Origin of the sequence: Enterobacter cloacae complex sp. IR5428 (genome assembly GCF_049238585.1) — a bacterium.
In the GTDB taxonomy this organism is placed as follows: domain Bacteria; phylum Pseudomonadota; class Gammaproteobacteria; order Enterobacterales; family Enterobacteriaceae; genus Enterobacter; species Enterobacter intestinihominis.
On the sequence record NZ_JBMKHV010000004.1, the window covers coordinates 191,727 to 217,504 of the forward strand.

21 protein-coding genes and 1 tRNA gene are annotated in these 25,778 nt (G+C 53.4%); 12 read left to right on the plus strand and 10 right to left on the minus strand.

Annotation, left to right across the window (positions count from 1 at the left end; all coding sequences use genetic code 11):
* Positions 1–14 precede the first annotated feature (14 nt).
* Positions 15–566: an endonuclease SmrB gene (gene smrB, locus ACOTXC_RS07420; RefSeq protein WP_022648866.1), complete on the plus strand. Its 552-nt coding sequence runs from the start codon at positions 15–17 to the stop codon at positions 564–566.
* 46 nt (positions 567–612) lie between these two features.
* On the opposite strand, the gene sixA is transcribed toward smrB, so the two are convergent.
* The 4 genes from sixA to ACOTXC_RS07440 all read right to left on the minus strand — a co-directional run bounded on the left by sixA (position 613) and on the right by ACOTXC_RS07440 (position 5,287).
* Positions 613–1,098: a phosphohistidine phosphatase SixA gene (gene sixA / locus ACOTXC_RS07425; RefSeq protein ID WP_003861375.1), complete on the minus strand. Its 486-nt coding sequence runs from the start codon at positions 1,096–1,098 to the stop codon at positions 613–615.
* A gap of 209 nt (positions 1,099–1,307) precedes the next feature.
* Positions 1,308–3,455 (minus strand): fatty acid oxidation complex subunit alpha FadJ, encoded by a 2,148-nt coding sequence (gene fadJ, locus ACOTXC_RS07430; protein WP_421767532.1) that lies wholly within the window; start codon positions 3,453–3,455, stop codon positions 1,308–1,310.
* On the minus strand, positions 3,455–4,765 hold the full coding sequence (fadI, locus tag ACOTXC_RS07435) for an acetyl-CoA C-acyltransferase FadI (RefSeq protein ID WP_017692982.1): 1,311 nt from the start codon (positions 4,763–4,765) through the stop codon (positions 3,455–3,457). The genes fadJ and fadI overlap by 1 nt, the downstream gene beginning before the upstream one ends.
* A gap of 237 nt (positions 4,766–5,002) precedes the next feature.
* Complete coding sequence (locus ACOTXC_RS07440; RefSeq protein ID WP_022648869.1) at positions 5,003–5,287, minus strand: YfcZ/YiiS family protein; 285 nt, start codon at positions 5,285–5,287, stop codon at positions 5,003–5,005.
* A 372-nt stretch (positions 5,288–5,659) separates the two neighbouring features.
* Between ACOTXC_RS07440 and fadL the strand changes: the two genes are divergently transcribed.
* Positions 5,660–6,943 carry a long-chain fatty acid transporter FadL gene (fadL, locus tag ACOTXC_RS07445; protein ID WP_022648870.1) on the plus strand — a complete coding sequence of 428 codons (1,284 nt, stop codon included), beginning with the start codon at positions 5,660–5,662 and terminating at the stop codon, positions 6,941–6,943.
* A 44-nt stretch (positions 6,944–6,987) separates the two neighbouring features.
* Here fadL and mlaA read toward each other — a convergent pair whose 3' ends face one another.
* Positions 6,988–7,740 carry a phospholipid-binding lipoprotein MlaA gene (gene mlaA / locus ACOTXC_RS07450; protein WP_022648871.1) on the minus strand — a complete coding sequence of 251 codons (753 nt, stop codon included), beginning with the start codon at positions 7,738–7,740 and terminating at the stop codon, positions 6,988–6,990.
* Positions 7,741–8,054: 314 nt separating this feature from the next.
* On the opposite strand from mlaA, the gene ACOTXC_RS07455 reads away from it, so the two are divergent.
* From ACOTXC_RS07455 to ypdK, 4 genes are all read left to right on the plus strand, one after another.
* Positions 8,055–8,984: a formate/nitrite transporter family protein gene (locus ACOTXC_RS07455; protein ID WP_421767533.1), complete on the plus strand. Its 930-nt coding sequence runs from the start codon at positions 8,055–8,057 to the stop codon at positions 8,982–8,984.
* A gap of 75 nt (positions 8,985–9,059) precedes the next feature.
* Positions 9,060–9,131: transfer RNA gene (locus ACOTXC_RS07460), tRNA-Arg, on the plus strand.
* A 248-nt stretch (positions 9,132–9,379) separates the two neighbouring features.
* Positions 9,380–10,300 carry a kdo(2)-lipid IV(A) palmitoleoyltransferase gene (lpxP, locus tag ACOTXC_RS07465; RefSeq protein WP_168713920.1) on the plus strand — a complete coding sequence of 307 codons (921 nt, stop codon included), beginning with the start codon at positions 9,380–9,382 and terminating at the stop codon, positions 10,298–10,300.
* Positions 10,301–10,659: 359 nt separating this feature from the next.
* Entirely contained in the window at positions 10,660–10,731 is a 72-nt protein-coding gene (gene ypdK, locus ACOTXC_RS07470; RefSeq protein ID WP_099458937.1) for a membrane protein YpdK, read from the plus strand.
* Between the two features lie 57 nt (positions 10,732–10,788).
* Here the strand turns inward: ypdK and alaC are convergent, their stop codons facing one another.
* The gene (gene alaC, locus ACOTXC_RS07475; protein WP_023300650.1) at positions 10,789–12,024 is read right to left on the minus strand and encodes an alanine transaminase; all 1,236 of its coding nucleotides are present in this window, start codon (positions 12,022–12,024) and stop codon (positions 10,789–10,791) included.
* Between the two features lie 386 nt (positions 12,025–12,410).
* Here alaC and ACOTXC_RS07480 point away from each other — a divergent pair, with 386 nt between their 5' ends.
* Positions 12,411–14,108, plus strand: a complete 1,698-nt coding sequence (locus ACOTXC_RS07480; RefSeq protein WP_421767534.1) for a LytS/YhcK type 5TM receptor domain-containing protein — start codon at positions 12,411–12,413, stop codon at positions 14,106–14,108.
* 13 nt (positions 14,109–14,121) lie between these two features.
* Complete coding sequence (locus tag ACOTXC_RS07485; protein WP_032622329.1) at positions 14,122–14,853, plus strand: LytR/AlgR family response regulator transcription factor; 732 nt, start codon at positions 14,122–14,124, stop codon at positions 14,851–14,853.
* 35 nt (positions 14,854–14,888) lie between these two features.
* Here the strand turns inward: ACOTXC_RS07485 and glk are convergent, their stop codons facing one another.
* Complete coding sequence (gene glk, locus ACOTXC_RS07490) at positions 14,889–15,854, minus strand: glucokinase (protein WP_022648928.1); 966 nt, start codon at positions 15,852–15,854, stop codon at positions 14,889–14,891.
* A gap of 205 nt (positions 15,855–16,059) precedes the next feature.
* Here glk and ACOTXC_RS07495 point away from each other — a divergent pair, with 205 nt between their 5' ends.
* The gene (locus ACOTXC_RS07495) at positions 16,060–17,295 is read left to right on the plus strand and encodes an ion channel protein (protein ID WP_421767535.1); all 1,236 of its coding nucleotides are present in this window, start codon (positions 16,060–16,062) and stop codon (positions 17,293–17,295) included.
* Here ACOTXC_RS07495 and ipdC read toward each other — a convergent pair whose 3' ends face one another.
* On the minus strand, positions 17,296–18,954 hold the full coding sequence (ipdC, locus tag ACOTXC_RS07500) for an indolepyruvate decarboxylase (RefSeq protein WP_038416470.1): 1,659 nt from the start codon (positions 18,952–18,954) through the stop codon (positions 17,296–17,298).
* A gap of 186 nt (positions 18,955–19,140) precedes the next feature.
* Between ipdC and mgrA the strand changes: the two genes are divergently transcribed.
* Positions 19,141–20,139 (plus strand): L-glyceraldehyde 3-phosphate reductase, encoded by a 999-nt coding sequence (gene mgrA / locus ACOTXC_RS07505; RefSeq protein ID WP_275062169.1) that lies wholly within the window; start codon positions 19,141–19,143, stop codon positions 20,137–20,139.
* Positions 20,140–20,266: 127 nt separating this feature from the next.
* Positions 20,267–20,614 (plus strand): DUF2502 domain-containing protein YpeC, encoded by a 348-nt coding sequence (gene ypeC, locus ACOTXC_RS07510; protein ID WP_022648932.1) that lies wholly within the window; start codon positions 20,267–20,269, stop codon positions 20,612–20,614.
* A 33-nt stretch (positions 20,615–20,647) separates the two neighbouring features.
* Here ypeC and ACOTXC_RS07515 read toward each other — a convergent pair whose 3' ends face one another.
* Entirely contained in the window at positions 20,648–21,886 is a 1,239-nt protein-coding gene (locus tag ACOTXC_RS07515) for an Nramp family divalent metal transporter (RefSeq protein WP_023300656.1), read from the minus strand.
* A 345-nt stretch (positions 21,887–22,231) separates the two neighbouring features.
* Between ACOTXC_RS07515 and nupC the strand changes: the two genes are divergently transcribed.
* Positions 22,232–23,419, plus strand: coding sequence for a nucleoside permease NupC (nupC, locus tag ACOTXC_RS07520; RefSeq protein WP_022648934.1), 1,188 nt, complete (start codon positions 22,232–22,234; stop codon positions 23,417–23,419).
* Positions 23,420–23,464: 45 nt separating this feature from the next.
* On the opposite strand, the gene ACOTXC_RS07525 is transcribed toward nupC, so the two are convergent.
* Complete coding sequence (locus ACOTXC_RS07525; protein WP_421767536.1) at positions 23,465–25,654, minus strand: EAL domain-containing protein; 2,190 nt, start codon at positions 25,652–25,654, stop codon at positions 23,465–23,467.
* Positions 25,655–25,778: the final 124 nt, after the last annotated feature.

Here is a 25,778-nt window from a genome sequence, read left to right on the forward strand (position 1 = left end):
GATGAGAATGACGAATGAAAAAGAAAACATCGCTCAGCGAGGAGGATCAGGCTCTCTTCCGCCAGCTGATGACCGGGACGCGTAAAATCACGCACGACACCATTGTCCATCGCCCGCAGCGTAAAAAAATCAGCGAGGTTCCGGTCAAACGTCTGCTCCAGGAGCAGGCCGATAACAGCCACTATTTTTCAGATGAGTTTCAGCCGCTGCTAAATACGCAGGGCGCGGTGAAATACGTGCGCGAAGACGTCAGCCATTTTGAACTGAAAAAATTACGCCGGGGAGATTACTCGCCGGAGCTGTTCCTCGATCTGCATGGGTTGACCCAGATGCAGGCGAAGCAGGAGCTGGGGGCGTTGATCGCGGCGTGCCGACGCGAGCATGTTTTTTGCGCCTGCGTGATGCACGGTCACGGTAAACATATTCTCAAACAACAGACGCCGCTGTGGCTGGCTCAGCATCCGCACGTAATGGCTTTTCATCAGGCACCAAAAGAGTACGGCGGAGATGCCGCATTGCTGGTATTGATTGAGGTGGAGGAGTGGCAGCCGCCAGAGTTGCCCTGACAGGATGGCGGGAGGCACGCGGCACCCCGCCATATCGCACGTCACGTCAGATGGCTTTAGCCATCTTCAGGTTGCACGGACTCATTTGCCAGTTAAAGACCCCTTTGCCGGTTTCGTCGAGGGTGACGTTGGCAATGGCGGACGTTGTGAACATCGGCGGCGTTTCGCCCGGGCACAGCTCAGATACCAGATAGCCGACCAGCGGCAGGTGGGAAATGACCAGTGCGGAAGCGACACCTTCGTTGCACAGCGCCTGAAGGTAAGCACTGACAAGGCCAACATCGCCACACGGCGTGAGTTCAGGGAGAACATCTACACTGGATGGCAGGTTCATACACTCCCCTACCACATCCAGCGTCTGTTCTGCCCGCAGGAACGGACTCACCAGAACGCGTTCAATGTCCACTTTTTGACCTTTAAGCCATGTCGCCATCTGACGGGATTCGTCGCAGCCACAGACGGTTAAAGGACGTACTGAGTCACTGGCGGCATCGAGTGCCGCGTCGCCGTGACGCATGATAAAAACTTGCATATTGCACCGCTTTTGTTAACCAGAATCACCGGCGTTAACTACCCGCGATTAATGCTCTGAGGTAGAAAACCCGATGGCCGGGCATTGTGCCTGATCCATTCGGTGAATGAAACGCTGTTTTTTACCTCAATGGCGTAAGTATAGTCAATCTCTGTTTACAATTTCGCCAGAACAGGTTCCATCACCTCAGGATTTACCCTTCTTTGACTTCAGTTTACGCAATCAGTTTCCCTTGCGGGCCAGAATGTCTGACCCCGTTCCGCCATCTGCAATAATTCGTCACAAGGTGTAAACCGTGGACCGTATTGCGAGGCCAGACGTTGCAGGATCGCAACCACTTCACCCGCCCCGAGGGTATCCATATATCGGAACGGGCCGCCAAGGAATGGCGGAAAACCGATACCAAACACGGCACCGATGTCTCCGTCGCGCGCGCTTTTGATCACCTGCTCACCAAAGCAGCGCGCCGCTTCATTGAGCATCATCATCACGCAGCGCTCAGCACACTGAACCGCCGACAGTTTTCCCTGACCCGTGACAGGAATAAGCGCATAAACCGAAGGGTCGACCTGTTTCTTGCTTTTACGCCCTTTCGCGGCGTAAAGATAGAAACCGCGTTCATTTTTTCTGCCTTTGCGATCGTCCTTCAAAATTGCGGAAACAAAGTTTGCAGGCGGCGCAAAACGATCGCCATAAGCCGCTTCCAGCACAGGGATAATTTTAGTCCCCGTATCAATTCCTACCTCATCCAAAAGTTGGATTGGGCCGACGGGGAAACCAAACTTCACCAGGGCGTCATCGACGTGCTCAATTTTCTCCCCTTCCGTCAGCAACCGCATCGCTTCGTTAATATACGGCGCCAGAATGCGGTTGACGTAGAAGCCGGCTTTGTCCGCGACCACAACAGGAGTTTTGCCCTGTTTTTTCGCCAGCTTCACAACGGTGGCAATAGTTTGCGGGCTGGTTGTGGCATGAGGGATAACCTCCACCAGCGGCATTTTTTCGACAGGACTGAAATAGTGCAGCCCTATCACCTGCTCCGGGCGCATGGCTTTCGCCGCGATGTCGCCGATCGGCAAAGACGAGGTGTTTGACGCGAAAATGGTGTGCGGCGCGCAATGCTGTTCAACGTCCGCTACCATCTGCTGCTTAAGGGCCAGATCTTCGAACACGGCTTCAATCACCAGATCGCGGTGTGCAAACCCACTGTAGTCGGTGGCGCCAGTGATCATCGCGAGGGTTTTATCGCGATCGCTGGCCTTGATATGGCGGCGTTTCACTTTGCGATCAAGGTTCTGCCAGCTGTACTGCAACGCGTGGTTGATGCCCTGAGAATTGATATCTTTGATACGTACGGGCAATTTGCCTTTGCAGGCGGTGACAAACGCGATGCCGCCGCCCATCAGCCCACCACCCAGAACCCCAACGGCGCGCAGCGGAGCCGGTTCAGCTTCACTGCCCGGATCTTTTTTAACCTCCGTGCTGGCAAAGAAAATGCCGCGCAGCGCCTGCGACTGCGGCGTCATCGCCAGCTCGCCAAACGCTTTCGCTTCCGCGGCATAACCGCTGCTGCTGCCCTGGGATAAACCGGTTTCAATCACCTTCAGAATGCGCGTCGCTGCCGGATAATTCCCTCTGGTTTTTTGCTCGGTTTTTTTACCCACCATATTAAACAGCAGCGTGCGCCCCAGCGGCCCGGCGAGGATACGCTCACGCACCGGCAGGGGGCGTTTCGCCTGACGACCTTTCAGCGCCCGCTCAACGGCAGCCTCAAGCAAGATTGCGTGCGGAACGACCTCATCAACCAGACCCGCCTTTAACGCCTGACGGGCGCGCAGCTGTTTACCGGTTAAAATCATCTCCAGCGCAGTACTGACGCCCACCAGCCGCGGCAAGCGCTGCGTGCCACCTGAACCGGGCAGCAATCCAAGCTGTACTTCAGGCAGTCCGAGTACGGTTTTCGCATCGTCGGTACAGATGCGACTGTGGCAGGCCAGCGCCAGCTCAAGCCCGCCGCCCAGGCAAGCCCCGTGGATCGCAGCGACAACGGGTATCGACAGCGCATGGATCTCCGCCATCACCTGCTGCCCCTGACGCGCCAGATCTTCTGCTTCCTGAGCGCTTGTCGCCCGGGCAATCATGTTGATATCGGCCCCGGCAATAAAGTTATCCGGCTTTGCCGAGATAAATACCAGGCCACGTATCGCTTTGTTTTCGCGGATCTGTCTGAGCATCGCACGCACCTGAACGCCGAACTCCGCCTTCAGGGTATTCATTTTTTCGTCGGGCACATCAATGGTGATAACGGCCACGTTATCAAGGCGAACAACAAGGTTAAATGCAGATGTCGTTTCCATTATTCAGCCTCCAGAACCATTGCTGCGCCCAGGCCGCCCGCCGCACAGGCGGTAACGAGACCAAAGCCGCCGCCACGGCGACGCAGTTCGTGCAACGTCTGGGTGATCATTCTCGCGCCGGTCGCCGCAAATGGATGGCCGTAGGCGATGGATCCGCCAAGCACGTTAAACTTACTCTGATCCACTTCGCCGGTCGCGTGGGCGCGGCCCAGTACATCGCGCGCGAAGCGCTCGCTTGCCAGCAGCTGAATGTTTGCCAGGGTTTGGGCGGCAAAGGCTTCGTGCATATCGATCAGGGTTAAGTCAGCCAGCGTCAACCCCGCACGCTCCAGCGCCAGGGGCGTGGACCAGGCCGGACCGAGCAGCATGTCCTGCCAGACATCAATGGCGGTAAAGGCGTAGCTACGCAAATAGCCCAGCGGTGTGATGCCAAGCTCTTTCGCCCGGGATTCCGTCATCAGGATCACGGCGGCGGCACCGTCCGTCAGTGGCGTACTGTTGGCCGCCGTAACGGTGCCATGTTTACGATCAAACGCCGGGCGCAGTTTTGCGTAATCCTCCAGCGTCGAGGTGCCACGGATATTGTTATCTTCCACCAGCGGTTCGCGGAAAGGCGGGATGTAAGCCGTCATCACCTCGTCGGCAAGTTTGCCTTCCGACCAGGCCTTCGCAGCGAGCTGATGCGAGCGATGCGCCAGTGCATCCTGCTGTTCGCGGGTAATACCGTAGGTTTTTGCCATCTGCTCGGCTGTATCGCCCATGCGCAGGCCGGTGGAGTATTCAGCAACAGCAGGTGGCACGGGCATGAGGTCGCGCAGGCGTAAACGCGAGAAAAGTTTAAGCTTTGCACCGGTAGTGCGAGCTTTGTTGGCATCCACGAGGATGCGGGCCAGCTGTTTGCTGACGCCGATGGGCAGCACGGAGGAGGAATCCGCGCCGCCGGCGATCCCCGCGCGAATGGTCCCCGCCATCAGGCTTTCCGCCACGTTCGCCACCGCCTGGAAACTTGTGGCGCAGGCGCGGCTGACGCTGTAGGCGTCGGTATGAACATTCATGCCGGTACCCAGCACGATTTCACGCGCGATATTGGGTGCTTCCGGCATCTGCACCACCTGGCCGAAAACCAGTTGCTCAATAACCTCTGGCGGGATCTCGCTGCGAGCCAGCATCTCCCCCACCACCATTTTTCCCAGATCGACAGCCGGTATACCGTGAAACGCGGTTGCCTGACGTGCAAACGGCGTACGTAACCCGCTGACAATGGCAATGCGGTCACCGTGTCGGGTGATAAGCGGTAATGCCTGACTCATAACACTCCCCTGTAAAAAACTTTTGCGCGCACGTTAAGTGGTCTGACCTGATAATAGTCTTAACTATTTTTTTACATTGAGCCAATCGGGGAAGCGAAAAAATGCGAGCTAAGGCACAGAGAAGAAAAAGAAAATGCCCAGGGTAAAAGCAAAACGGTAACCCGTGGGTTACCGTTTTTAGTGTTTGCGCCCTCTCCCGTGGGAGAGGGTTGGGGTGAGGGCACCAGACCGCAGGAATTAACGCAGGCCCAGCTGGAAGATCAGCGTTTCTGCCTCGCAGGCGAACACAAAGTCGATATCCAGCTGTACGCCGCCTTCCACTTCAGTGAAGGTAGATTTGATTTCACATGGATCGGATTCGACTTCACGCGCACGCTTGCTCAGCGCGGCCAGCGTCTCTTCCGCTTCAGCGCGGTTAGGGAATACGCGGCTGTAAGAGGCGGTGCAATCGGTGTTGTCCATAATGGTGCCAACATCCATACAGCAGCAAACCGGGGTTTCATCAGCACTGCATTTACTCATAGCTCAATTTCCTCTGTATTCGCGCAGCGCGCGAGATAAACACGATGCGACTATTTTACGCCCCCGGACGAGCCCCCTCCAGCCGTTAATGGCGCAAAACCGGATAAGTGAGCAATATCACACTAAAAAATGATCTAAAACAAAATTCACCTTTTCGGATGAATCGTACTGGTCACAATTTTGCCAACCAGATCTCGTTTCATGAAACATGTTTGAAAATATTAATAAACAAACTTGCAACATCCCAGCTGGTCAGACCTATACTCTCGCCACTGGTCTGATTTGTATGTCATACCTCAGACCCTACACTTCGCGCTCCTGTTACGGTATGTAACAATTATTGAATAAAAATAACTCAATGAGGTTATGGTCATGAGCCAGAAAACCCTGTTCAAACAAACTGCTTTAGCAGTTGCAGTGGCAATCGTCTCAACGTCCGCCTGGTCAGCGGGCTTCCAGTTAAACGAATTTTCTTCCTCTGGCCTTGGCCGTGCGTATTCCGGGGAAGGTGCGATTGCCGATGACGCAGGCAACGCAAGCCGTAACCCGGCGCTTATCATGATGTTTGATCGCCCTACCTTCTCTGCCGGTGCGGTTTACATCGATCCTGATGTCAACATTTCTGGCAAATCTCAGTATACCGGCGCAGATCTGAAGGCGGATAACATTGCACCAACGGCGTGGGTGCCTAACCTGCACTTTGTTGCGCCAATCAATGAACAGTTTGGTTGGGGTGCCTCTGTCACCTCTAACTATGGCCTGGCAACGGAGTTCAATAACAACTACCCGGCCGGGGAATACGGCGGTAAAACCGACCTGACGACCCTGAACCTTAACCTGAGCGGCGCATATCGTCTGAACGATAACTGGAGCTTTGGTCTGGGCTTTGATGCTGTCTACGCTGATGCAAAAATCGAGCGTTATTCCGGGGAGCAAACTGCTGCGCTGCCGAAAAACAGCAATAAAATTGCCAGCCTGAAAGGTGACGAGTGGGGTTACGGCTGGAACGCCGGTATCCTGTATGAACTGGATAAAAACAACCGCTGGGGTCTGACCTACCGCTCAGAAGTGAAGATTGACTTCGATGGCGATTACAAAAGCGGCATCCTGAGCCCAGTCAACGGTATGGTGCCGGGTGCAGGCACCACCATTCCATGGGGTACCTCGAATCAAACTGTACCGGGTTCACTGTCACTGCATCTGCCAGAAATGTGGGAAGTGTCAGGTTATAACCGCGTTGCGCCGCAGTGGGCTATTCACTACAGCCTCGCGTATACCAGCTGGAGCCAGTTCCAGGAGCTGAAAGCCACCGGCAGCAACGGCCAGACGCTGTTCTATAAAGACGAAAGCTTCCACGATGCTTACCGTATCGCACTTGGTACGACCTATTATATGGATGACAACTGGACGTTCCGTACCGGCGTGGCATTTGATGACAGCCCGGTACCGGCAGATAAGCGTTCTATCTCCATTCCGGATCAGGACCGTTTCTGGGTAAGTGCGGGGGCAACCTACGCGTTCAACGAGAATGCCTCTATCGACGCGGGCGTGTCGTACATGCATGGACAGAAAGTGACCTTCCAGGAAGGCCCTTACGAGTTTACCTCTGAAGGTAAAGCCTGGCTGTTTGGTACCAACTTCAACTACGCGTTCTAATCCCAACACGATTAAAAAAGGTGAGCATCGCTCACCTTTTTTATTTATTCCGAATCGATATCTTTTAATTCGTTCTCGATGGCTTTCGCGTTCGGATTATCTTCCGGCTTCAGCTTACCGCCGTTGGCAATAAAGTCATGGTTCTGGAAATAGGCCTCGCGGACCATGATGTACGGATCGGAAGACTGACGCAGCAGACCGTCAGAGTCCAGCAGTTGCGCACGCGTTTCAATCCCTTCCACGGTCCATTTACCAATCGACAGCGGCCAGGTGAGCCATGACAGCACCGGATACAGCGTATCCACCATATCGCCGCCATCATCACGCACGGTAAAGCTGCCGTAGAATGGCAGGTGCACATACGGCCCATAACCTACGCCATAATGCCCCAGTGTGCTGCCGAAACGATGCGGCTGTTCACGCTGTAATTTCGGGTTCGCCATGCCTGCGACATCTATTAAGCCGCCCATACCCAGCAGAGAGTTCAGGAAGAAACGGGTGAAATGCACCATCCCCTGATACGGGTCGCCCTGGAGGAAGTAGTTCACCATCACCGCTGGCTCTTCCAGGTTACTGGTAAAGTTGCTCAGCCCGTTACGCGCTGGCTGCGGAACGTAGTCACGCCATGCCACGGCAACCGGACGAACCAGATATGGATCCAGCACATTATAGTTAAAGTTGTACATTGAACGGTTAAATCCTTCGAGAGGATCGGAGCGTCCCGTTTGCTCGCCAGAGCTGGCGCAGCCCACAAGCATCGTTACGCCCAGCGCAAGCGCCGACAGCCGAAGCTTCATATATTTCTCCCTGTTCAATATGGCTATCGTTGAATGCCATCTGTGACGGAGCCTGTGAGGCTCCGCCTGAAACGTGCAAGTGATTGTAACAGCACGCTTACCGATGTCTACGAGGACAATGACGACCCGCTCGCGTCATCACGCTAATTTCAGCATAGCCTGTCTTTAAGAATTCGTTTCGCTGGCAATTTTATATTGGCTTTGAAAGAGATGTCTCACCTTTATTGCCATTTTCAGCAATTTAAGAGCTTCCCCACGGGCAAGGCGCCAAAAGCCGCTACGCTTAAATGAGCGATTACCCCGAAGGAGCAGTTATGAAAGATATTAACGAAGAAAAAATTGGCGAGAACAATGAGGAACATGAGATTGAAAGTGAGGAGAAAGACCGGGGAGAAGAGATAGAAGTCGATGAGGATCGCCTGCCGTCGCGCGCCATGGCCATTCATGAGCATATTCGCCAGGATGGCGAAAAGGAGATGGAGCGTGACGCAATGGCCCTGCTGTGGTCGGCCATCGCAGCCGGTCTGTCGATGGGTGCCTCTCTGCTCGCCAAAGGTATATTTCACGTTCAGCTGGAAGGCGTGCCGGGCGGTTTTTTGCTGGAGAATTTAGGCTACACGTTCGGCTTTATTATCGTCATTATGGCGCGACAGCAGCTTTTCACGGAGAACACCGTCACTGCCGTACTGCCCGTCATGCAAAATCCGACCCTTGGTAATTTTGGTTTACTGATGCGCCTGTGGAGCGTCGTGCTGCTGGGGAACCTGATCGGTACGGGCGTTGCAGCCTGGGCCTTCGAGTATATGCCAATCTTTGATGAACCGACCCGCGACGCATTCGTGAAGATTGGCATGGATGTAATGAAAAATACGCCGGTTGAAATGTTCTCTAATGCCATTATCTCCGGCTGGATCATCGCCACTATGGTCTGGATGTTCCCGTCAGCGGGCAGCGCGAAAATCGTGGTGATTATCCTGATGACCTGGCTTATCGCACTCGCCGATACCACGCACATTGTTGTCGGGACCGTTGAAATCCTTTATCTGGTATTTAACGGCACACTCCACTGGAGCGACTTTTTCTGGCCGTTCGCCCTGCCTACTCTCGCAGGCAACATTTGTGGCGGAACCTTTATCTTTGCACTGCTGAGCCATGCGCAAATCCGTAACGACATGTCCAACAAGCGTAAGGCCGAACTTAAGGCTCAGGAAAAAAAGGATAAAACTGCCGTAAAATCGGCGTGAACGGTGACTCTTTGACCAGTCAGGCGGCAATGCGCTTAACGAGAAGTGTAAATAACGCTATACTCTTGCCGCTTCGTCCCCTTAGTTAAATGGATATAACGAGCCCCTCCTAAGGGCTAGTTGCAGGTTCGATTCCTGCAGGGGACACTTTTAATTTCCCCCTATAATCCCTGATTTATCAATCCGCTTTGCAATTGCCGCTTTTTTAAGCAAAAACGAGTAATAGCTCATAATGTATAACGGTGCTACATTAAGCCGCCCACCCAAGTCAGCAATGGCCAGGCAACGTCGTAAAGAACGGTAAAGCCTGCAACCATGACCTCGTCCTACGGTCTCAATGGCACGTGGTATCGCGAAGTCTGCGCTACCTTCACAGGCTTTACAAAGGTTCCACTATTTTGTCTCAATCCAAATTTCAGCGGGCTTTTCTGCACCCGCGCTACTGGTTTACATGGTTCGGCCTTGGCGTACTTTGGCTGCTGGTCCAGCTTCCTTATCCCGTGATTCGCTTCCTGGGTTCGAAGCTCGGCAGCGCATCGCGTCACTTTCTTAAGCGTCGCGAGTCCATTGCCCGAAAAAATCTTGAACTTTGCTTTCCGCATTACAACGCGCAGCAGCGTGAAACGCTGATCGCTGAAAACTTTAAATCTATCGGTATGGCGCTGCTTGAAACCGGTATGGCCTGGTTCTGGCCAGACGAGCGTGTCCGTAAATGGTTTGACGTTGAAGGTCTGGATAACCTCAAACATGCCCAGATGCAAAAACGCGGCGTGATGGTTGTGGGTGTGCATTTTATGTCGCTTGAGCTGGGCGGCCGCGTTATGGGTCTTTGTCAGCCGATGATGGCAACCTATCGCCCGCATAACAGCGCACTGATGGAATGGGTACAAACGCGGGGCCGCATGCGTTCAAATAAGGCGATGATCAGCCGTAACAATCTGCGCGGTATGGTTGGCGCCCTGAAAAAAGGTGAAGCCGTCTGGTTTGCCCCGGACCAGGACTACGGCCCTAAAGGCAGCAGCTTTGCCCCTTTCTTTGCGGTTAAAGATGTCGCTACGACGAACGGTACCTTTGTGATTTCACGTCTCTCTGGCGCCTCGATGTTAACGGTGACCATGGTCAGAAAAGCGGATAAGTCAGGCTATCGTCTGCATATCTCACCGGAGATGGCGAACTATCCTGAGGATGAGAGTGAAGCCGCGACCTTTATCAATAAGGTGATTGAGTTTGAGATTATGCGAGCACCTGAGCAGTATCTGTGGATGCACCGCCGCTTTAAAACCCGCCCTCTGGGCGAAGCCTCACTTTATATCTAACCCCTTTCGAAGGTTAGTTTCGCTAAGAAACTAACCTTTTCAAGCACCTGTAATCGCAGTGCGTAACGGCTTTTTTCGACCGTCGCTCAACAGGCATTTATTGCGTACCGAAATCAAACTGTCGCCGTTACACGACACTCGTAAGTATCGGAAATTATTTAAAAAAATGCCTCTTGTCACTCCTGAAATTTAGGCGTACATTAGCGCCGTCTGGCGACAGGAAAGCACAGAATTCAGAGCTGAAGTTAGCGACGTAACGGGATAATTCCGATTTCCCCTTTCGCATGATTTCAACTCTCTATACTCAGTTGGACTCTGTTTTTTTAATGCGTACCGGAAGATACGCGGAGCGATGAAACGTGAAATATTTCTTTATGGGCATTTCGGTTATTGTTTTAGTTTGGGCCGGAACGTTTGCTCTGATGATCTAGTTAAGAAAATGCAGTCAAAAAAACAGGCGCCGTTGGCGCCTGTTTTTTTGGTGTCCGTTACGACTCGGGTTGTTCCACGACGCTCTTAACTGCAAGCAGGCCATCCGCGCGGAACATGCTTTTAATCCCCCGCACAGCCTGACGGATACGGTCGCTGTTTTCGATCAGCGCGAAACGCACATGCGTGTCACCGTAGTCACCAAAGCCAATGCCTGGAGAAACGCAAACCTTCGCGTCCTGAAGCAGTTTTTTGGCAAATTCCAGAGATCCCATCGCCGCATACGGCTCGGGGATTTTCGCCCAGACGTACATGGAAGCTTTAGGCATTTCAACCATCCAGCCCGCTTCGTGAAGCCCTTTTACCAGCACATCACGGCGGCGCTTGTACTGGGCGGCAATATCAAGCACGCACTGCTGATCCCCTTCCAGCGCCGCGATGGCCGCGACCTGCAATGGCGTAAACGTACCATAGTCATGGTAACTTTTAATACGCGCCAGGGCGCTCACCAGCGTTTTGTTTCCCACCATAAATCCAATTCGCCAGCCCGCCATGTTGTAGCTTTTCGACAGGGTGAAAAACTCAACCGCCACATCACGGGCACCCGGTACCTGCATAATTGACGGCGCTTTCCAGCCATCATAAACGATATCAGCATAGGCGAGATCGTGTACCACCAGCACGTCGTAACGCTTAGCCAGCGCGACCACTTTCTCAAAGAATTCGAGTTCGACGCATTGTGCCGTTGGGTTGGACGGGAAACCGAGGATCATCATTTTCGGCTTCGGATAGCTTTCACGAATCGCCCGTTCCAGCTCGTTGAAGAAGTCGACGCCTTCCACCAGTGGAACAGAACGCACCTGCGCGCCAGCAATCACCGCCCCATAAATATGAATTGGGTAGCTCGGATTCGGCACCAGGACGGTATCGCCGTGATCGAGCGTCGCCAGCATCAGGTGGGCCAGCCCCTCTTTGGAGCCAATGGTCACAATCGCTTCGCTTTCAGGGTCGATATCCACCTGATAACGATCCTGATACCAGCGGGAGATCGCCCGACGCAAGCGTGGAATGCCGCGTGAGGTTGAATACCCATGGGTATCGGGACGCTGGGCAACTGTGCAGAGTTTCTCAACGATATGCGGCGGCGTTGGGCCGTCAGGGTTACCCATACTGAAATCGATAATGTCTTCACCGCGCCGACGCGCAGCCATTTTCAGTTCAGCAGTGATATTGAAAACATAAGGGGGGAGACGATCGATACGCGTAAAACGGCGTTCAGGACTGAATTCAGCCATAGATTCCTCAGAGTCACGTTAGCGCCCGGACCGTCCGAGCGACGCTGCCACCCGTGTGGCATGCTTAGAAAATAACCTGAAGAAAAAGACGCTGTCGAGGGGATAACGGCAAAACAATATATTGCGCTAAAACGGGAATGCGATTGCAGTGAAAAGCGGAACTCTTATCGTGATCAGGCAGTTTTAAGCGCTGCGATTTAACACAATATTTTCAGTATCGTTACCTGACGCTTCTCCCCAAACGAAAAAGCAGCGACTTTCAGTCAAAAGCCAGCAATCCCCTTTGAGAATTATGGTTTTTCCCCATTTGATAAATCTGATGGATAGCTGGTCATCTGGCCCTATGTTTTCTATCATAGATTTTTCCCGTTTTCCCAGGCCTGACCGTGCACGAAATCTTCAATATGCTCCTGGCGGTGTTCGACCGCGCGGCATTAATGCTGATCTGTCTCTTTTTCCTTATCCGCATCCGCTTGTTCCGCGAACTGTTGCATAAATCTGCCCATTCGCCAAAAGAGCTGCTGGCCGTCACGTTTATCTTTTCGATGTTTGCCCTGTTCAGCACCTGGTCCGGGGTGCCGGTAGAAGGCTCGCTGGTGAACGTGCGCATCATCGCCGTCATGTCGGGCGGGATCCTCTTTGGTCCCTGGGTAGGGATTATCACAGGCATCATCGCCGGCACCCATCGATACCTGATTGATATTGGCGGCGTGACGGCAGTCCCCTGCTTTATCACCAGCATTATTGCCGGGCTGCTCTCGGGCTGGATTAACCGCAAAATCCCGAAAAAGCAGCACTGGCGTGCAGGGATTATCGCGGGGATGGTCTGCGAAACGCTGACCATGATCCTGGTCATCGTCTGGGCGCCAACCGTTGCGCTGGGGCTGGATATCGTCTCGAAGATCGGTATTCCGATGATCCTCGGGAGCGTCTGTATCGGTTTTATCGTGCTGCTGGTGCAAAGCGTGGAGGGCGAAAAAGAGGCCAGCGCCGCGCGTCAGGCGAAGCTGGCACTGGATATTGCCAACAAAACGCTGCCGCTTTTCCGACACGTTAACACCGAATCTTTACGTCAGGTTTGCGATATCATCCGCCGGGATATTCACGCCGATGCGGTTGCCATCACCAATATTGACCACGTGCTGGCCTATGTTGGCGTCGGTGAGCACAATTATCGCGACAGCGACGATACCATCAGCCCGACCACCAGACAGGCGATTAACTACGGAAAAATCATCATTAAAAACAATGATGAAGCCCACCGGACGCCAGAGATCCACTCAATGCTGGTGATCCCGCTGTGGGAAAAAGGCGTGGTCACGGGGACGCTGAAAATTTACTACTGCCATGCGCACCAAATCACCTCCTCGCTCCAGGAGATGGCGATTGGCCTGTCGCAGATTATCTCCACCCAACTCGAAGTTTCGCGTGCGGAGCAGTTGCGCGAGATGGCAAATAAGGCAGAGCTGCGTGCCCTGCAAAGCAAGATCAATCCCCATTTCCTGTTTAACGCGCTGAACGCTATATCCTCTTCCATTCGTCTTAATCCGGATACCGCGCGGCAGCTGATTTTTAATCTGTCGCGCTATCTGCGCTACAACATTGAGTTAAAAGACGACGAGCAGATCGACATCAAAAAAGAGCTGTATCAAATCAAGGATTACATCGCGATTGAGCAGGCACGCTTTGGCGATAAGCTGACGGTCATTTACGATATTGATGAAGAGGTCAACTGCGTGATCCCAAGCCTGCTGATCCAGCCGCTGGTGGAAAACGCTATTGTTCACGGCATTCAGCCGTGTAAAGGAAAAGGCGTGGTCACGATTAGCGTGACGGAAAGCGGTAACCGCGTGCGAATCGCCGTGCGCGATACCGGACACGGCATCGATCCGAAAGTTATCGAGCGCGTCGAATCAAACGAAATGCCGGGAAATAAAATCGGGCTGCTGAACGTGCACCACCGGGTCAAGCTGCTGTACGGTGACGGGCTGCACATTCACCGCCTTGAGCCGGGCACCGAGATTGCTTTTTATGTTCCGAACGAACGAACGCCCGTTAATGCCCCCATATCCTTGTTGCCGTAGGCCGGAGTAACAGATGAAAGTCATCATCGTAGAAGATGAAATTCTGGCTCAGCAGGAGTTGAGCTGGCTTATTAAAACCCACAGCCAGATGGAGATTGTTGGCTGTTTTGAGGATGGCCTGGACGTGCTGAAATTTTTGCAGCATAACCGGGTCGACGCGATTTTTCTCGATATTAATATTCCGTCTCTGGACGGCGTTCTGCTGGCGCAAAATATCAATCAGTTCGCCCACAAGCCGTTTATTGTGTTTGTCACCGCGTGGAAAGAGCATGCCGTGGAAGCCTTCGAGCTGGAGGCGTTTGACTATATTCTCAAGCCGTATCAGGAGTCACGTATTATCAGCATGCTGCATAAGCTGGAAGCCGCATGGCAGCAGCAGTCGCTGCCCGCCAGTGCCAGTCCGGTAGCGCGGGAAAACGACACCATTAATCTGGTCAAGGACGAACGGATCATCGTCACGCCTGTCGACGATATTTACTATGCTGAAGCGCACGAAAAAATGACGTTTGTCTATACGCGGCGTGAGGCCTACGTAATGGCGATGAACATCACCGAATTTTGCAACAAACTCCCGGCAGCGCACTTCTTCCGCTGCCACCGCTCGTTCTGCGTCAACCTGAACAAGATCCGCGAGATCGAACCCTGGTTTAATAACACCTATATTTTGCGTCTGAAGGATCTGGATTTTCAGGTGCCGGTAAGCCGCAGCAGAGTGAAAGCGTTCCGCCAGCTCATGCACCTGTAGCGCGTTCCCTCTCCCGCAGGAGAGGGAGACGGATGTCAGAGGATCTGGCCAAGTACCTGACGCAGATGCGCCCCGGAGCCAAGCAAGCCCGGATTGTCGTGGACAATCAGGTAAACCGGAATGTCCTGCACGTAACTTTTGAAGCGGCCTTTGTCTTCAAAGCCACCACGGAAACCGGAGGCGGTAAAGAAATCGAGGAAGCGCGGCACGATCCCGCCCGCAATATAGACCCCGCCAAAGGTGCCGAGATTCAGGGCCAGGTTGCCGCCGAAACGCCCCATAATGACGCAGAACAACGACAAAGCACGACGGCAGTCAATACAGCTGTCGGCCAGCGCGCGTTCGGTCACATCTTTAGGCTGCAGATTTTCCGGCAGACGTCCGTCTGATTTTACAATCGCCCGATACAGGTTCACCAGACCCGGGCCAGAAAGCACGCGCTCGGCCGACACGTGACCAATTTCGGCGCGTAGCTCCTCAAGAATAATGCCCTCTTCTTCGCTGTTCGGCGCAAAATCCACGTGACCGCCCTCACCCGGCAGGCTCACCCAGCGTTTGTCGACGTGGACCAGGTGCGCCACCCCCAGACCGGTTCCGGCGCCGTAAACAGCAATGGGTTTGCCTTCAACCGGGGCCGTACCGCCGAACTGAATCAGATGCTCAGGTTTAAGCATTGGGATAGCCATGGAAACCGCAGTGAAATCGTTGATAATTTCAAGGTGCGAGAAGCCGAGGTTTTTCCGCATTTCGGCAATTGAAAAGGCCCACGTGTGGTTGGTCATCGCCACCCAGTCGCCAGTGATCGGACAGGCGATGGCGATACAACCGTCTTCAACGCTCACTTTATGCTCTTCAAGATAGACGCGAACTACCGCTTCCAGGCTTGGGTAATCCAGCCCTGAATAGGTTTTCGCCTGAGAAATTTCACCGCTGTTCACATCGCACAGGGCAAGGCGCGCATTGGTGCCGCCAACATCACCTACCAAAGCATACTTTGTCATTCTTCTACTGCTCCGCTAAAGTCAGAATAAATCTTTGGGACACTGTAAATTCAAGGCGTGATAACAACAACGACCAGAAGGTGACTGCCCATGGATTATCGATCTTCGTCACATAATAACTTTACCGTTTCAGCACCTTTTGCACTATTGCCACAATGCTGATTGTGCAAAGTAACGTTAAGCCGTTTTGTACAAGGAAATCATCATGCTCCATCCGCGAGCCAGAACCATGCTGTTATTGGCTGTCCCGGCGCTAATTATTGGCGTAGCGTCGAGCCTGGTGCTCATCGTCGTCATGAAAGTAGCGGCAGTGCTGCAAACGATTTTATGGACCGCGCTGCCGGTTAAACTTGGCATCAGCACTGACTCGCCAGGGTGGATCATGATGATGCTGACCCTGACCGGAATTGCCGTAGGTCTGGTGATCCGCTATAGCCCGGGCCATGCCGGGCCGGACCCGGCACTGGAACCCTTGATTGGTGCGCCAGTATCTCCCTCTGCTCTGCCGGGGCTTGTTGTCGCGCTGATTATCGGTCTTGCGGGCGGCGTAAGCCTCGGGCCTGAACATCCCATTATGGCGGTTAATATCGCGCTGGCGGTCTTTCTGGGAACGCGTCTTTTCCCGCGCGTTGGCGCGCTGGACTGGACGATTCTGGCTTCCGCCGGCACCATCGGGGCACTGTTTGGTACCCCAATAGCGGCTGCGCTCATCTTTTCGCAAACGCTCAGCAGCGACAATGATGTGCCGCTGTGGGATAAACTCTTTGCGCCACTGATGGCCGCAGCAGCAGGGGCCCTCACAACCAGCCTGTTTTTCCATCCCCATTTTTCACTCCCCATCCCCCACTATGGCCAGATGCAACTCACCGATATTGTCAGCGGTGCCGTCGTCGTCGCGATAGCCATTGCGCTGGGAATGATCGCAGTGTGGTGTCTTCCGCGCCTGCATCGTCTGATGCACAGGCTGAAGCATCCGGTGCTGATTCTGGGTATGGGCGGTTTTATTCTGGGCGTTTTAGGCGCTATCGGCGGGACGGTTACGCTGTTTAAGGGTCTGGACGAGATGCAGCAACTGGCCTTCAGCCAGGTCTTTAGCGTCTCCGATTATCTGCTGTTCGCGCTGGTAAAACTGGCGGCGCTGGTGATCGCTGCAGCCTGTGGTTTCCGGGGAGGACGGATCTTCCCGGCGGTATTTGTTGGCGTCGCGCTGGGGCTGATGCTGCATGAGCACGTCGACGCTGTCCCTGCGGCGATTACCGTCTCCTGCTCCATTCTGGGGCTGGTACTGGTGGTAACGCGCGATGCATGGCTGAGTCTGTTTATGGCGGCCGTTGTGGTGCCGGATACCACGCTTCTGCCGCTCCTTTGTATCGTGATGTTGCCCGCCTGGCTCCTGCTGGCGGGCAAACCGATGTTGATGGCATGGCGAAACGACAGGTAATCAGGCGTTATTGCGCGCCTCCAGCGCTTTGGTCAGCGCGCTCAGCAGCGGCGGAATATCGGCTTTCGGCAGCATCACCTCGATCAGCGATAGTCGCTCGTGGTGTGCTACTTTATCCAGCACCTCCGCCAGTGTTTCCGCTTCGCTGACGCGCCAGCATTCTGCTTCTGGCGCCAGGCTCAGCGCCTGCGGGATCTGCGTCCAGTTCCAGAGGGCAATATCGTTATAGCGCTGCTCCGGCCCGTGGATGGCTCTCTCAACCGTGTATCCCTCGTTGTTAAGCACCAGAATAATCGGGCGCTGCTTGTCGCGCAGCATCGATCCCAGCTCCTGAATGGTCAACTGCGCGGCACCGTCACCCGTCAGGACAATCACGCGTCGGTTCGGACACGCTGTTTGCGCGCCAAACGCCGCCGCGAGCGTGTAGCCGATCGATCCCCAAAGCGGCTGGACGATAAAGTTCACGTCTGCCGGTAAACGCAAATCGATAGCGCCGAAAGCAGACGTCCCCTGGTCAGCCAGAATAATGTCTCCGGGGCGAATAAACGTTTGCAGGGTACGCCAGAAGCTCTCCTGAGTCAGCGCCCCTTCGATAGTGGGGAAAGAAGAGCTGCTGTGATCAGATGGCGCTCGCGTATCACACACATGCGTTTTACACAGCGCTGTCAGCGTTTCAATGGCCTCCCTCATCGGGATACCCGTAAACCAGACGTCGCCGACGCGGGACGCGTGGGGCTGAACCTCTATCGTCTGATCTGGCGTCAGCTGGTGGGTAAACCCGGCTGTGAGCGTATCGGTAAAGCGCGTGCCAATGCACAGCACCGTATCAGCCCCCTCGATTGCCTCTTTGACCGCCGCGGCGCTCGCCGATCCGCTGTAGGTGCCATAAAAACCGCTCTGTCGTTCGTCAAAAATGCCCTTGCCCATCAGCATGGTGGCGTGTGCCATCGGCACCTCTTTCACCCACGTTTGAAGGGCCGCGCGCAAACCGTGGCGCAGCACCAGGAAGTCCGCTAACAGCGCGGTGCGTTTGCTCGTTGACAAACGCTTTTCGGCAGCCTCACGGAACGCTTGCATGCAGGCTGAATCGGCCGGTGCGGAGTTAAGAGTGAGAGCGCTTACAGGGGGCGTAGCGGCTTTTTTCGCCACATCGGCGGGCAGCATCAGGTAGCCCGGACGGCGCTCCCGCAGCATGGTGGTCAGGACTCTGTCAATTTCATAGCAGGCGTTTTGTTCGGTAAGCACCGCCTGTGCAACGGTGATGGGTTCGCTCATGTGGTAGAAATGGCGGAACTCGCCGTCGCCTAAGGTGTGGTGCAGTAACTCTCCTCGCTGCTGCGCCGCCATACCCGGAGCCCCCACAATATGGAGCACGGGGACATGTTCGGCAAAGCTGCCCGCCACACCGTTCATGGCGCTTAACTCCCCAACGCCGAAAGTCGTAAGGAGTGCGGCAAATCCCTTACAGCGGGCATAGCCGTCTGCGGCGTAAGACGCGTTCAGCTCGTTGGCACAGCCCACCCAGCAGATGTCCGGGCTGTCTATCACATGGTCGAGAAACTGCAGGTTATAGTCGCCCGGCACGCCAAACAGATGATCGGCACCGCAATCTGTTAGTCGGTCCAGCAGGTAATCGGCGACGCAATAGGGGGTACGCATATTATAGGTGTCCTTCTGACGTTGACCTCACTCTGAGTATTAAATAAGCGTGAAGGGTGTCCAGAATTGGCGACAATCAGGGGCTGGAAAGAATGCTTTACGAAAAAAGCTGAGCTATGCTCATTTTCTTCAGGTTAGTGTAAACGCATACACTGATTTTTCTTTCCAGCGCCAGAGGTCTCGCTCATGGGTTATCAACCTGACAAAAATCGTTACCAGACAATGCAATATCGCCGCTGTGGGCAAAGCGGCCTCAAGCTTCCCGCCATCTCGCTGGGGCTTTGGCATAATTTTGGCGACGCGACGCTGCTCGAAAACAGCCGTCAACTTTTACAGCGCGCCTTCGATTTGGGTATTACACATTTTGACCTTGCCAATAATTACGGCCCACCTCCTGGTTCAGCCGAACGCAACTTCGGGCGCATCCTGCAGGAGGATTTCCTGCCCTGGCGCGATGAGCTAATCATCTCCACCAAAGCGGGCTACACCATGTGGGACGGGCCTTACGGCGACTGGGGCTCGCGTAAATATCTGATTTCCAGCCTGGACCAGAGCCTCAGGCGTATGGGGCTGGAGTACGTTGATATCTTCTATCATCACCGCCCCGATCCACAAACGCCGCTACGTGAAACGATGAAAGCGCTTGACCATGTGGTGCGCCAGGGCAAAGCGCTGTACATCGGCCTGTCCAACTACCCGGCAGAACTGGCGCGGCAGGCGATTGAAATACTGGAGGATCTGGGTACGCCCTGTCTAATCCACCAGCCGAAGTACTCCATGTTTGAACGTGCGCCTGAAGAGGGGTTGCTGGACGTGTTGCAGCAAAAAGGGGTGGGATGTATCCCCTTCTCTCCCCTGGCGGGCGGACAGTTGACCGATCGCTATCTGAACGGCATCCCGGCGGATTCTCGCGCAGCAAGCGGCAGTAAGTTCCTTAATCCGGACCAGATCACCGACAAAAAGCTGGAAAAGGTACGCAAGCTGAATGCGCTGGCGGAAAAACGGGGGCAAAAGCTTTCGCAAATGGCACTGGCCTGGATCCTGCGCCACGATGCAGTGACATCCGTGCTCATCGGCGCAAGCAAAACCGGACAAATTGATGATGCTGCAGGCATGCTTGAAAATCGTCATTTCTCCGCAGAAGAGCTGAAGACGATAGAAGCGATCCTGTCCAGTTCAGATTAAAAACACTTTTAGCAAAAAGTGCTCTCGTTCATGATTTAGGAGTTGAGGCGATGAAACGAATGTTTACCAACTCGTAAAATTGCGTTAACAGGTCGCACAGCGGCCCCGATCGTGAAGGAGAAAGAGTATGTTCAGGTCACTGATTCTTGCAGCGGTACTACTGGCTTCGGCCCCGCTGGTCGCCAATGCGGGCGAAATCACCCTGTTGCCATCGATTAAATTACAAATTGGCGATCGTGATGACTACGGCAGATACTGGGACGGTGGCTACTGGCGCGACCGTGACTACTGGCACCGACATTATGAGTGGCGTAAAAACCGCTGGTGGAAACACGATAACGGCTATCACCGTGGCTGGGATAAGCGTAAGGCCTACGAGCGCGGCTACCGCGAAGGCTGGAACGATCGTGACGACCGCCGTGGCGGCAGGGGTCACGGAAAAGGCAGAGGCCATGGTCACGGCCATCACCATTAACAGCAAAAAGGAGCCTCACGGCTCCTTTTTCTTTTACAGGCCTGCTGCTGTGCCTATCAGCAACCACATGTTTAACGCCACCACCACGACCACAATGGCCCACCCGGCGCGTTTCACCCACGTCGAATTCACCAGATCGCCCATCAGCGATTTGTTGCTGGTGAATATCAGTAGCGGCACCAGCGCCAGCGCAATACCGAAACTCAGCAGCACCTGACTCATCACCAGAATGCGGGTCGGATCCAGCCCCATCAGAATTACAATAAAGGAAGGCAGCATCGTTACCGAACGGCGAACCCACAGTGGAATATGGAAACGTACGAACCCCTGCATCACCACCTGCCCGGCCAGTGTCCCCACAACCGTAGAGGAAAGTCCCGCAGCAACCAGGCTTAAACCAAAAATAGTGGCAGCGGCATGGCTCAGCAACGGCTCCAGCGTCAGGTACGCCTGGTCGAGATCGGCAACCCCGGTATGCCCGTTAAAGTGAAACGCGGCGGCGGCAGTCGCCATCATCGCCAGATTCACAAATCCGGCAATGGTCATCGCAATTGCCACATCCCATTTCGAGGCGGAGTAGCGCTCTTTACTCGTCCCGCCGTGCAGATTTTGGGTTAAAGAAGAGTGCAGATAAATTACGTGCGGCATAATGGTCGCCCCCAGCACCCCGGCGGCCAGAAATACGGCTTCAGAGGTGGGTAACGACGGGATCACCATCCCTTTCGTCAACTGCACCAGATTCGGCTGGGAGAAAATCAGCTCAACAATATAGGCGGCAGCGACGAACAGCAGCAGGCCGCCGATGACTTTCTCCAGCGGTTTTTGTCCCCGCCTCTGGAGCATCAAAATAAGGAACGTGGCGATACCGGTCAGCACGGCGCCCTGTAGCAGGGAGACGCCCAGAATAAGCTTAAAGCCGATCGCCGCCCCGATAAACTCGGCGAGATCGGTGGCCATGGCGATAATTTCCGCCTGGACCCAGTAAAACCATACCGCCGGACGCGGATAATGATCGCGGATTTGCTCCGCCAGGTTTTTCCCGGTGGCAATACCCAGCTTCGCGGAAAGCATCTGAATCAGCATCGCCATCAGGTTGGCCCACACCACAACCCACAGCAGCTTATAGCCGAAACTGGCCCCGGCCTGAATATTGGTCGCAAAATTACCCGGATCGATGTAGCCAATCGCGGCAATGAATGCAGGTCCCATTAATGCGAACCGCAGCTTGCGTGCCGCCCTGCCGCTGCTACTCTCTACGCGACTATTCGTCATTTCTGCCTCTGGAAATATAGCCTGTGCTATGTTTTATGCTATCAAAATGAGAATGATTATCAAGTTCATTTGTAATGGTTAACATGATTACTCTGATAGCCAGGGACAATAGACAGGCAGGTGGAGCAAGGTCACAGAATGTGAAAATGCGCAGACATTTGTGAAGCGTAGCACACAAACTTAACTTTTCACTCATTTACCTAACATAACAAAAATGTATTGTTGATCACTATTTTTGAGACTCGTCACAGGATGTAACTATAGTGTGGGCTTGATCTCGTTTTCTTTGTGCTTGTTACATAGAATGTGCACGGAAATTAAACCTGCCTCATATTTGGAGCAAATATGGACCGCGTCCTTCATTTTGTCCTGGCACTCGTTGTCGTTACTGCACTCGCATTGCTGGTCAGCACTGACCGCAAAAATATTCGTATTCGCTATGTTGTCCAGCTGCTGGTCATTGAAGTTTTACTTGCGTGGTTCTTCCTGAACTCCAACGTAGGCCTCGGCTTCGTGAAAGGCTTCTCCGAAATGTTCGAAAAACTGCTCGGATTTGCCAACGACGGGACTAACTTTGTCTTTGGCAACATGAACGATCAGGGTTTGGCCTTCTTCTTCCTGAAAGTGCTCTGCCCTATCGTCTTCATCTCTGCCCTGATCGGGATCCTCCAGCACATTCGTGTTCTGCCGGTGGTTATCCGTGCAATCGGCTTCCTGTTATCGAAAGTTAATGGCATGGGCAAGCTGGAATCCTTTAACGCAGTCAGCTCGCTGATCCTGGGTCAGTCTGAGAACTTCATTGCGTATAAAGATATCCTCGGCAAGATGTCCCGTAACCGCATGTACACCATGGCGGCGACAGCAATGTCTACCGTTTCCATGTCTATCGTGGGCGCGTATATGACTATGCTGGAACCTAAATACGTGGTTGCAGCGCTGGTTCTGAATATGTTCAGCACCTTTATCGTTCTTTCGCTGATTAACCCGTACCGCGTGGATGCCAGCGAAGAGAACATTCAGATGTCAAACCTGCACGAGGGACAGAGCTTCTTCGAAATGCTGGGTGAATACATTCTGGCGGGTTTCAAGGTTGCGATTATCGTTGCCGCGATGCTGATTGGCTTTATCGCACTGATCGCTGCGCTGAACGCCCTGTTTGCGGCCGTACTTGGTATTTCGTTCCAGGGTATTCTGGGCTATATCTTCTACCCGGTCGCCTGGGTAATGGGTGTGCCCGCTCACGAAGCGTTGCAGGTGGGCAGTATCATGGCAACGAAACTGGTATCCAATGAATTCGTGGCGATGATGGATCTTCAGAAGATTGCCAGCACGCTCTCCCCGCGTGCGGAAGGGATCCTGTCCGTCTTCCTGGTCTCCTTCGCGAACTTCTCTTCCATCGGTATTATCGCTGGTGCGATTAAAGGCCTGAACGAAGAGCAAGGTAACGTCGTTTCTCGCTTTGGCCTGAAGCTGGTTTACGGTTCAACGCTGGTGAGCGTCCTGTCTGCCTCTATCGCAGCATTGGTGCTGTAATCCATACCGCTCAATGAAAACCGGGAGCCATCGCTCCCGGTTTTTTTATGTCTCCAGCGCCGTCAGGGGCAGTGGTTTACCAATCAAATAGCCCTGCAAATAATCAACGCCGTATCGCAGCAAGATCTCGCGTTGTTCAGCCGATTCCACATATTCAGCCACCACACAAAGCGATTTCGTTTTTGCCATGTTGCAAATGGACTGCACGATCATCGCATCCATGCTGTCGGTGCAGATATCTTTCACGAAGCAGCCATCGATCTTAATGATATCGGCCTCCAGTCGCTTCAGGCGCTCAAAGTTGGCATAGCCGGTACCAAAGTCATCGATAGCAATGCGGAAGCCATAATCCCGCAGCTGCTGGATATTGTTGATGCTGCTTCCCGAGTCAGAGAAAGCCTGTTCCTCGGTGATCTCAATGACGATATCTTGCGGTGCAACGGCGTAGCGTTCAAAAAGCGCGATGATCTCAGCTGCAATCTCGTTCTGCATCAGCGTCAGCGGCATCAGATTAACGGAGAACCGCGTTCCGGCCCGTCCGGATGGATGACTGCGCATCCACATCAGCAATTTTTCCACCACGTTCAGGTCGAATCGGTGGCTCAGGTTGAACTGAGCAATCAGCGGAATAAAGCGGTCAGGGGTGATGATCTCACCATCACTTTCAAGACGCGAAAGGATTTCAAAGTACCCTTCTCCGCGCGCGTTGTGAATTGGCTGCGCGTAAAGATGGAGACCACCGATATCAAGGGCGCGTTTTATACGGGCCAGCATTAGCACCCTGTCCGTCGTATGACCAGAAACATCATCCAGACTGTTGGTTAACGCCAGGACGTTATGCCCGGAACAGGACTGCTCGGACAGCCAGCTCAACTGACCCAGCGTGTGATGCACGCTTTCTCCATTTGGCACTTCCCCCCAGGAGGCACCAAACTCAATGTCGAGCTCAGTCTTGTTCCAGATAATTTTACGGCTGTTCAGATGGTCAACCATAAATTGCAGACGTTCAGCCGTGCCCGGTCCCAGCAAGACCAACATCAGTTCACTGCCTGGTAACTGGAAGAGCTTCTCGTCTTTTTGCAATAACGGCTGCAGCGACGCGGTGATCATCTTTTTACAGTGCACGCGCATGAGGATGCCGTAGTGACGGCTCAGGAATTCCAGATTATCCAGACGCAAGCAGCAGACTTTGGCCTCAGGATGATGCTGTAGAAAAACTTCCAGCGCACGAATGTTAGGCAGACCGGTGAGCGGATCGGTAAGCGCCCTCTCCTGCCACCCCTGTTTCAGCCATTCACTTTTCTGATAGATCTGCGACATGTAAAGCAGGCAGATAGCGAAAGAGATGAGTACCGACAGAATAAAGGAGAGCGAGTGGCCCGATTCAACGCCATTGAGAAAATTATAATTATAGGTCAACAACATGAGCGCTGAGGCTGCCCAGAATAAAGAGATGAGCGCATAGCTCAAACGACCAATACCCAGGGTAAAAAGAATGAAAACGGTCGGCATCAAATAACCCGCAATAAACTGCGACTCAAAAGGCGCGCATAAAATAGCGATCATTGAGACCAACAGCATCAGCCACACAACGATAAATAACGCTTTTTTGTTGCAAAAGAGGGGCTTCACGCTTCGCCGCCAGAATGTTCGGGCATAGCGAGGATTAATAATCATTCTTAATGGATAATAGAACATCATGGTGAAAATCAGAGCGGCGCAAATCAGACTCTGAATATCGATAACGTTATAAATTGCAGAGCCTTCGCCGAAATAGGAGGAGATTGTTACCGGGAAATCAAATAAATACCCCGCCAGATACATCGATAATTTGATGCCCACAGGCACCATAAATCCGAGCCATAAAATACGTATACCAATGTACTTATTCGGCATGCTGTGGCGCCAGCGCTTGCCCAGCATCAAACGGATAACGCCACAGGCGGCGAAGACGGAAAACGTCTGACAACATAATAAAACGATAGATTGTAGCGGGGCTAAATCAAAGTAATAAGCATTAGTAACACTAAAACTTAGCAACAAAGGAATGATTGCCCGTCGTCCAAATAACAACACGATGGCGAGCATGGCGCTTAAGGGCAGCCACGCTAAATAAACATCATTTTCGTTAACGATAGCGCGCGGAGAGATATAACGGGAAAAGGGGATCGCAATCAGGCTTAGCGCCAGGGCAATCATAAATATTTTTACATTATTGTAAATTTTTCTATTCATTAATCCGGGTAATCTATTTAACCATCGTCTTATTGACCGGATCGATAATAGGTTTATTAATTGGACGAATCAAGTTTAGGTCTATTTATGGACTTATTTATTGATTTGGATTGAGGTGAGGTAT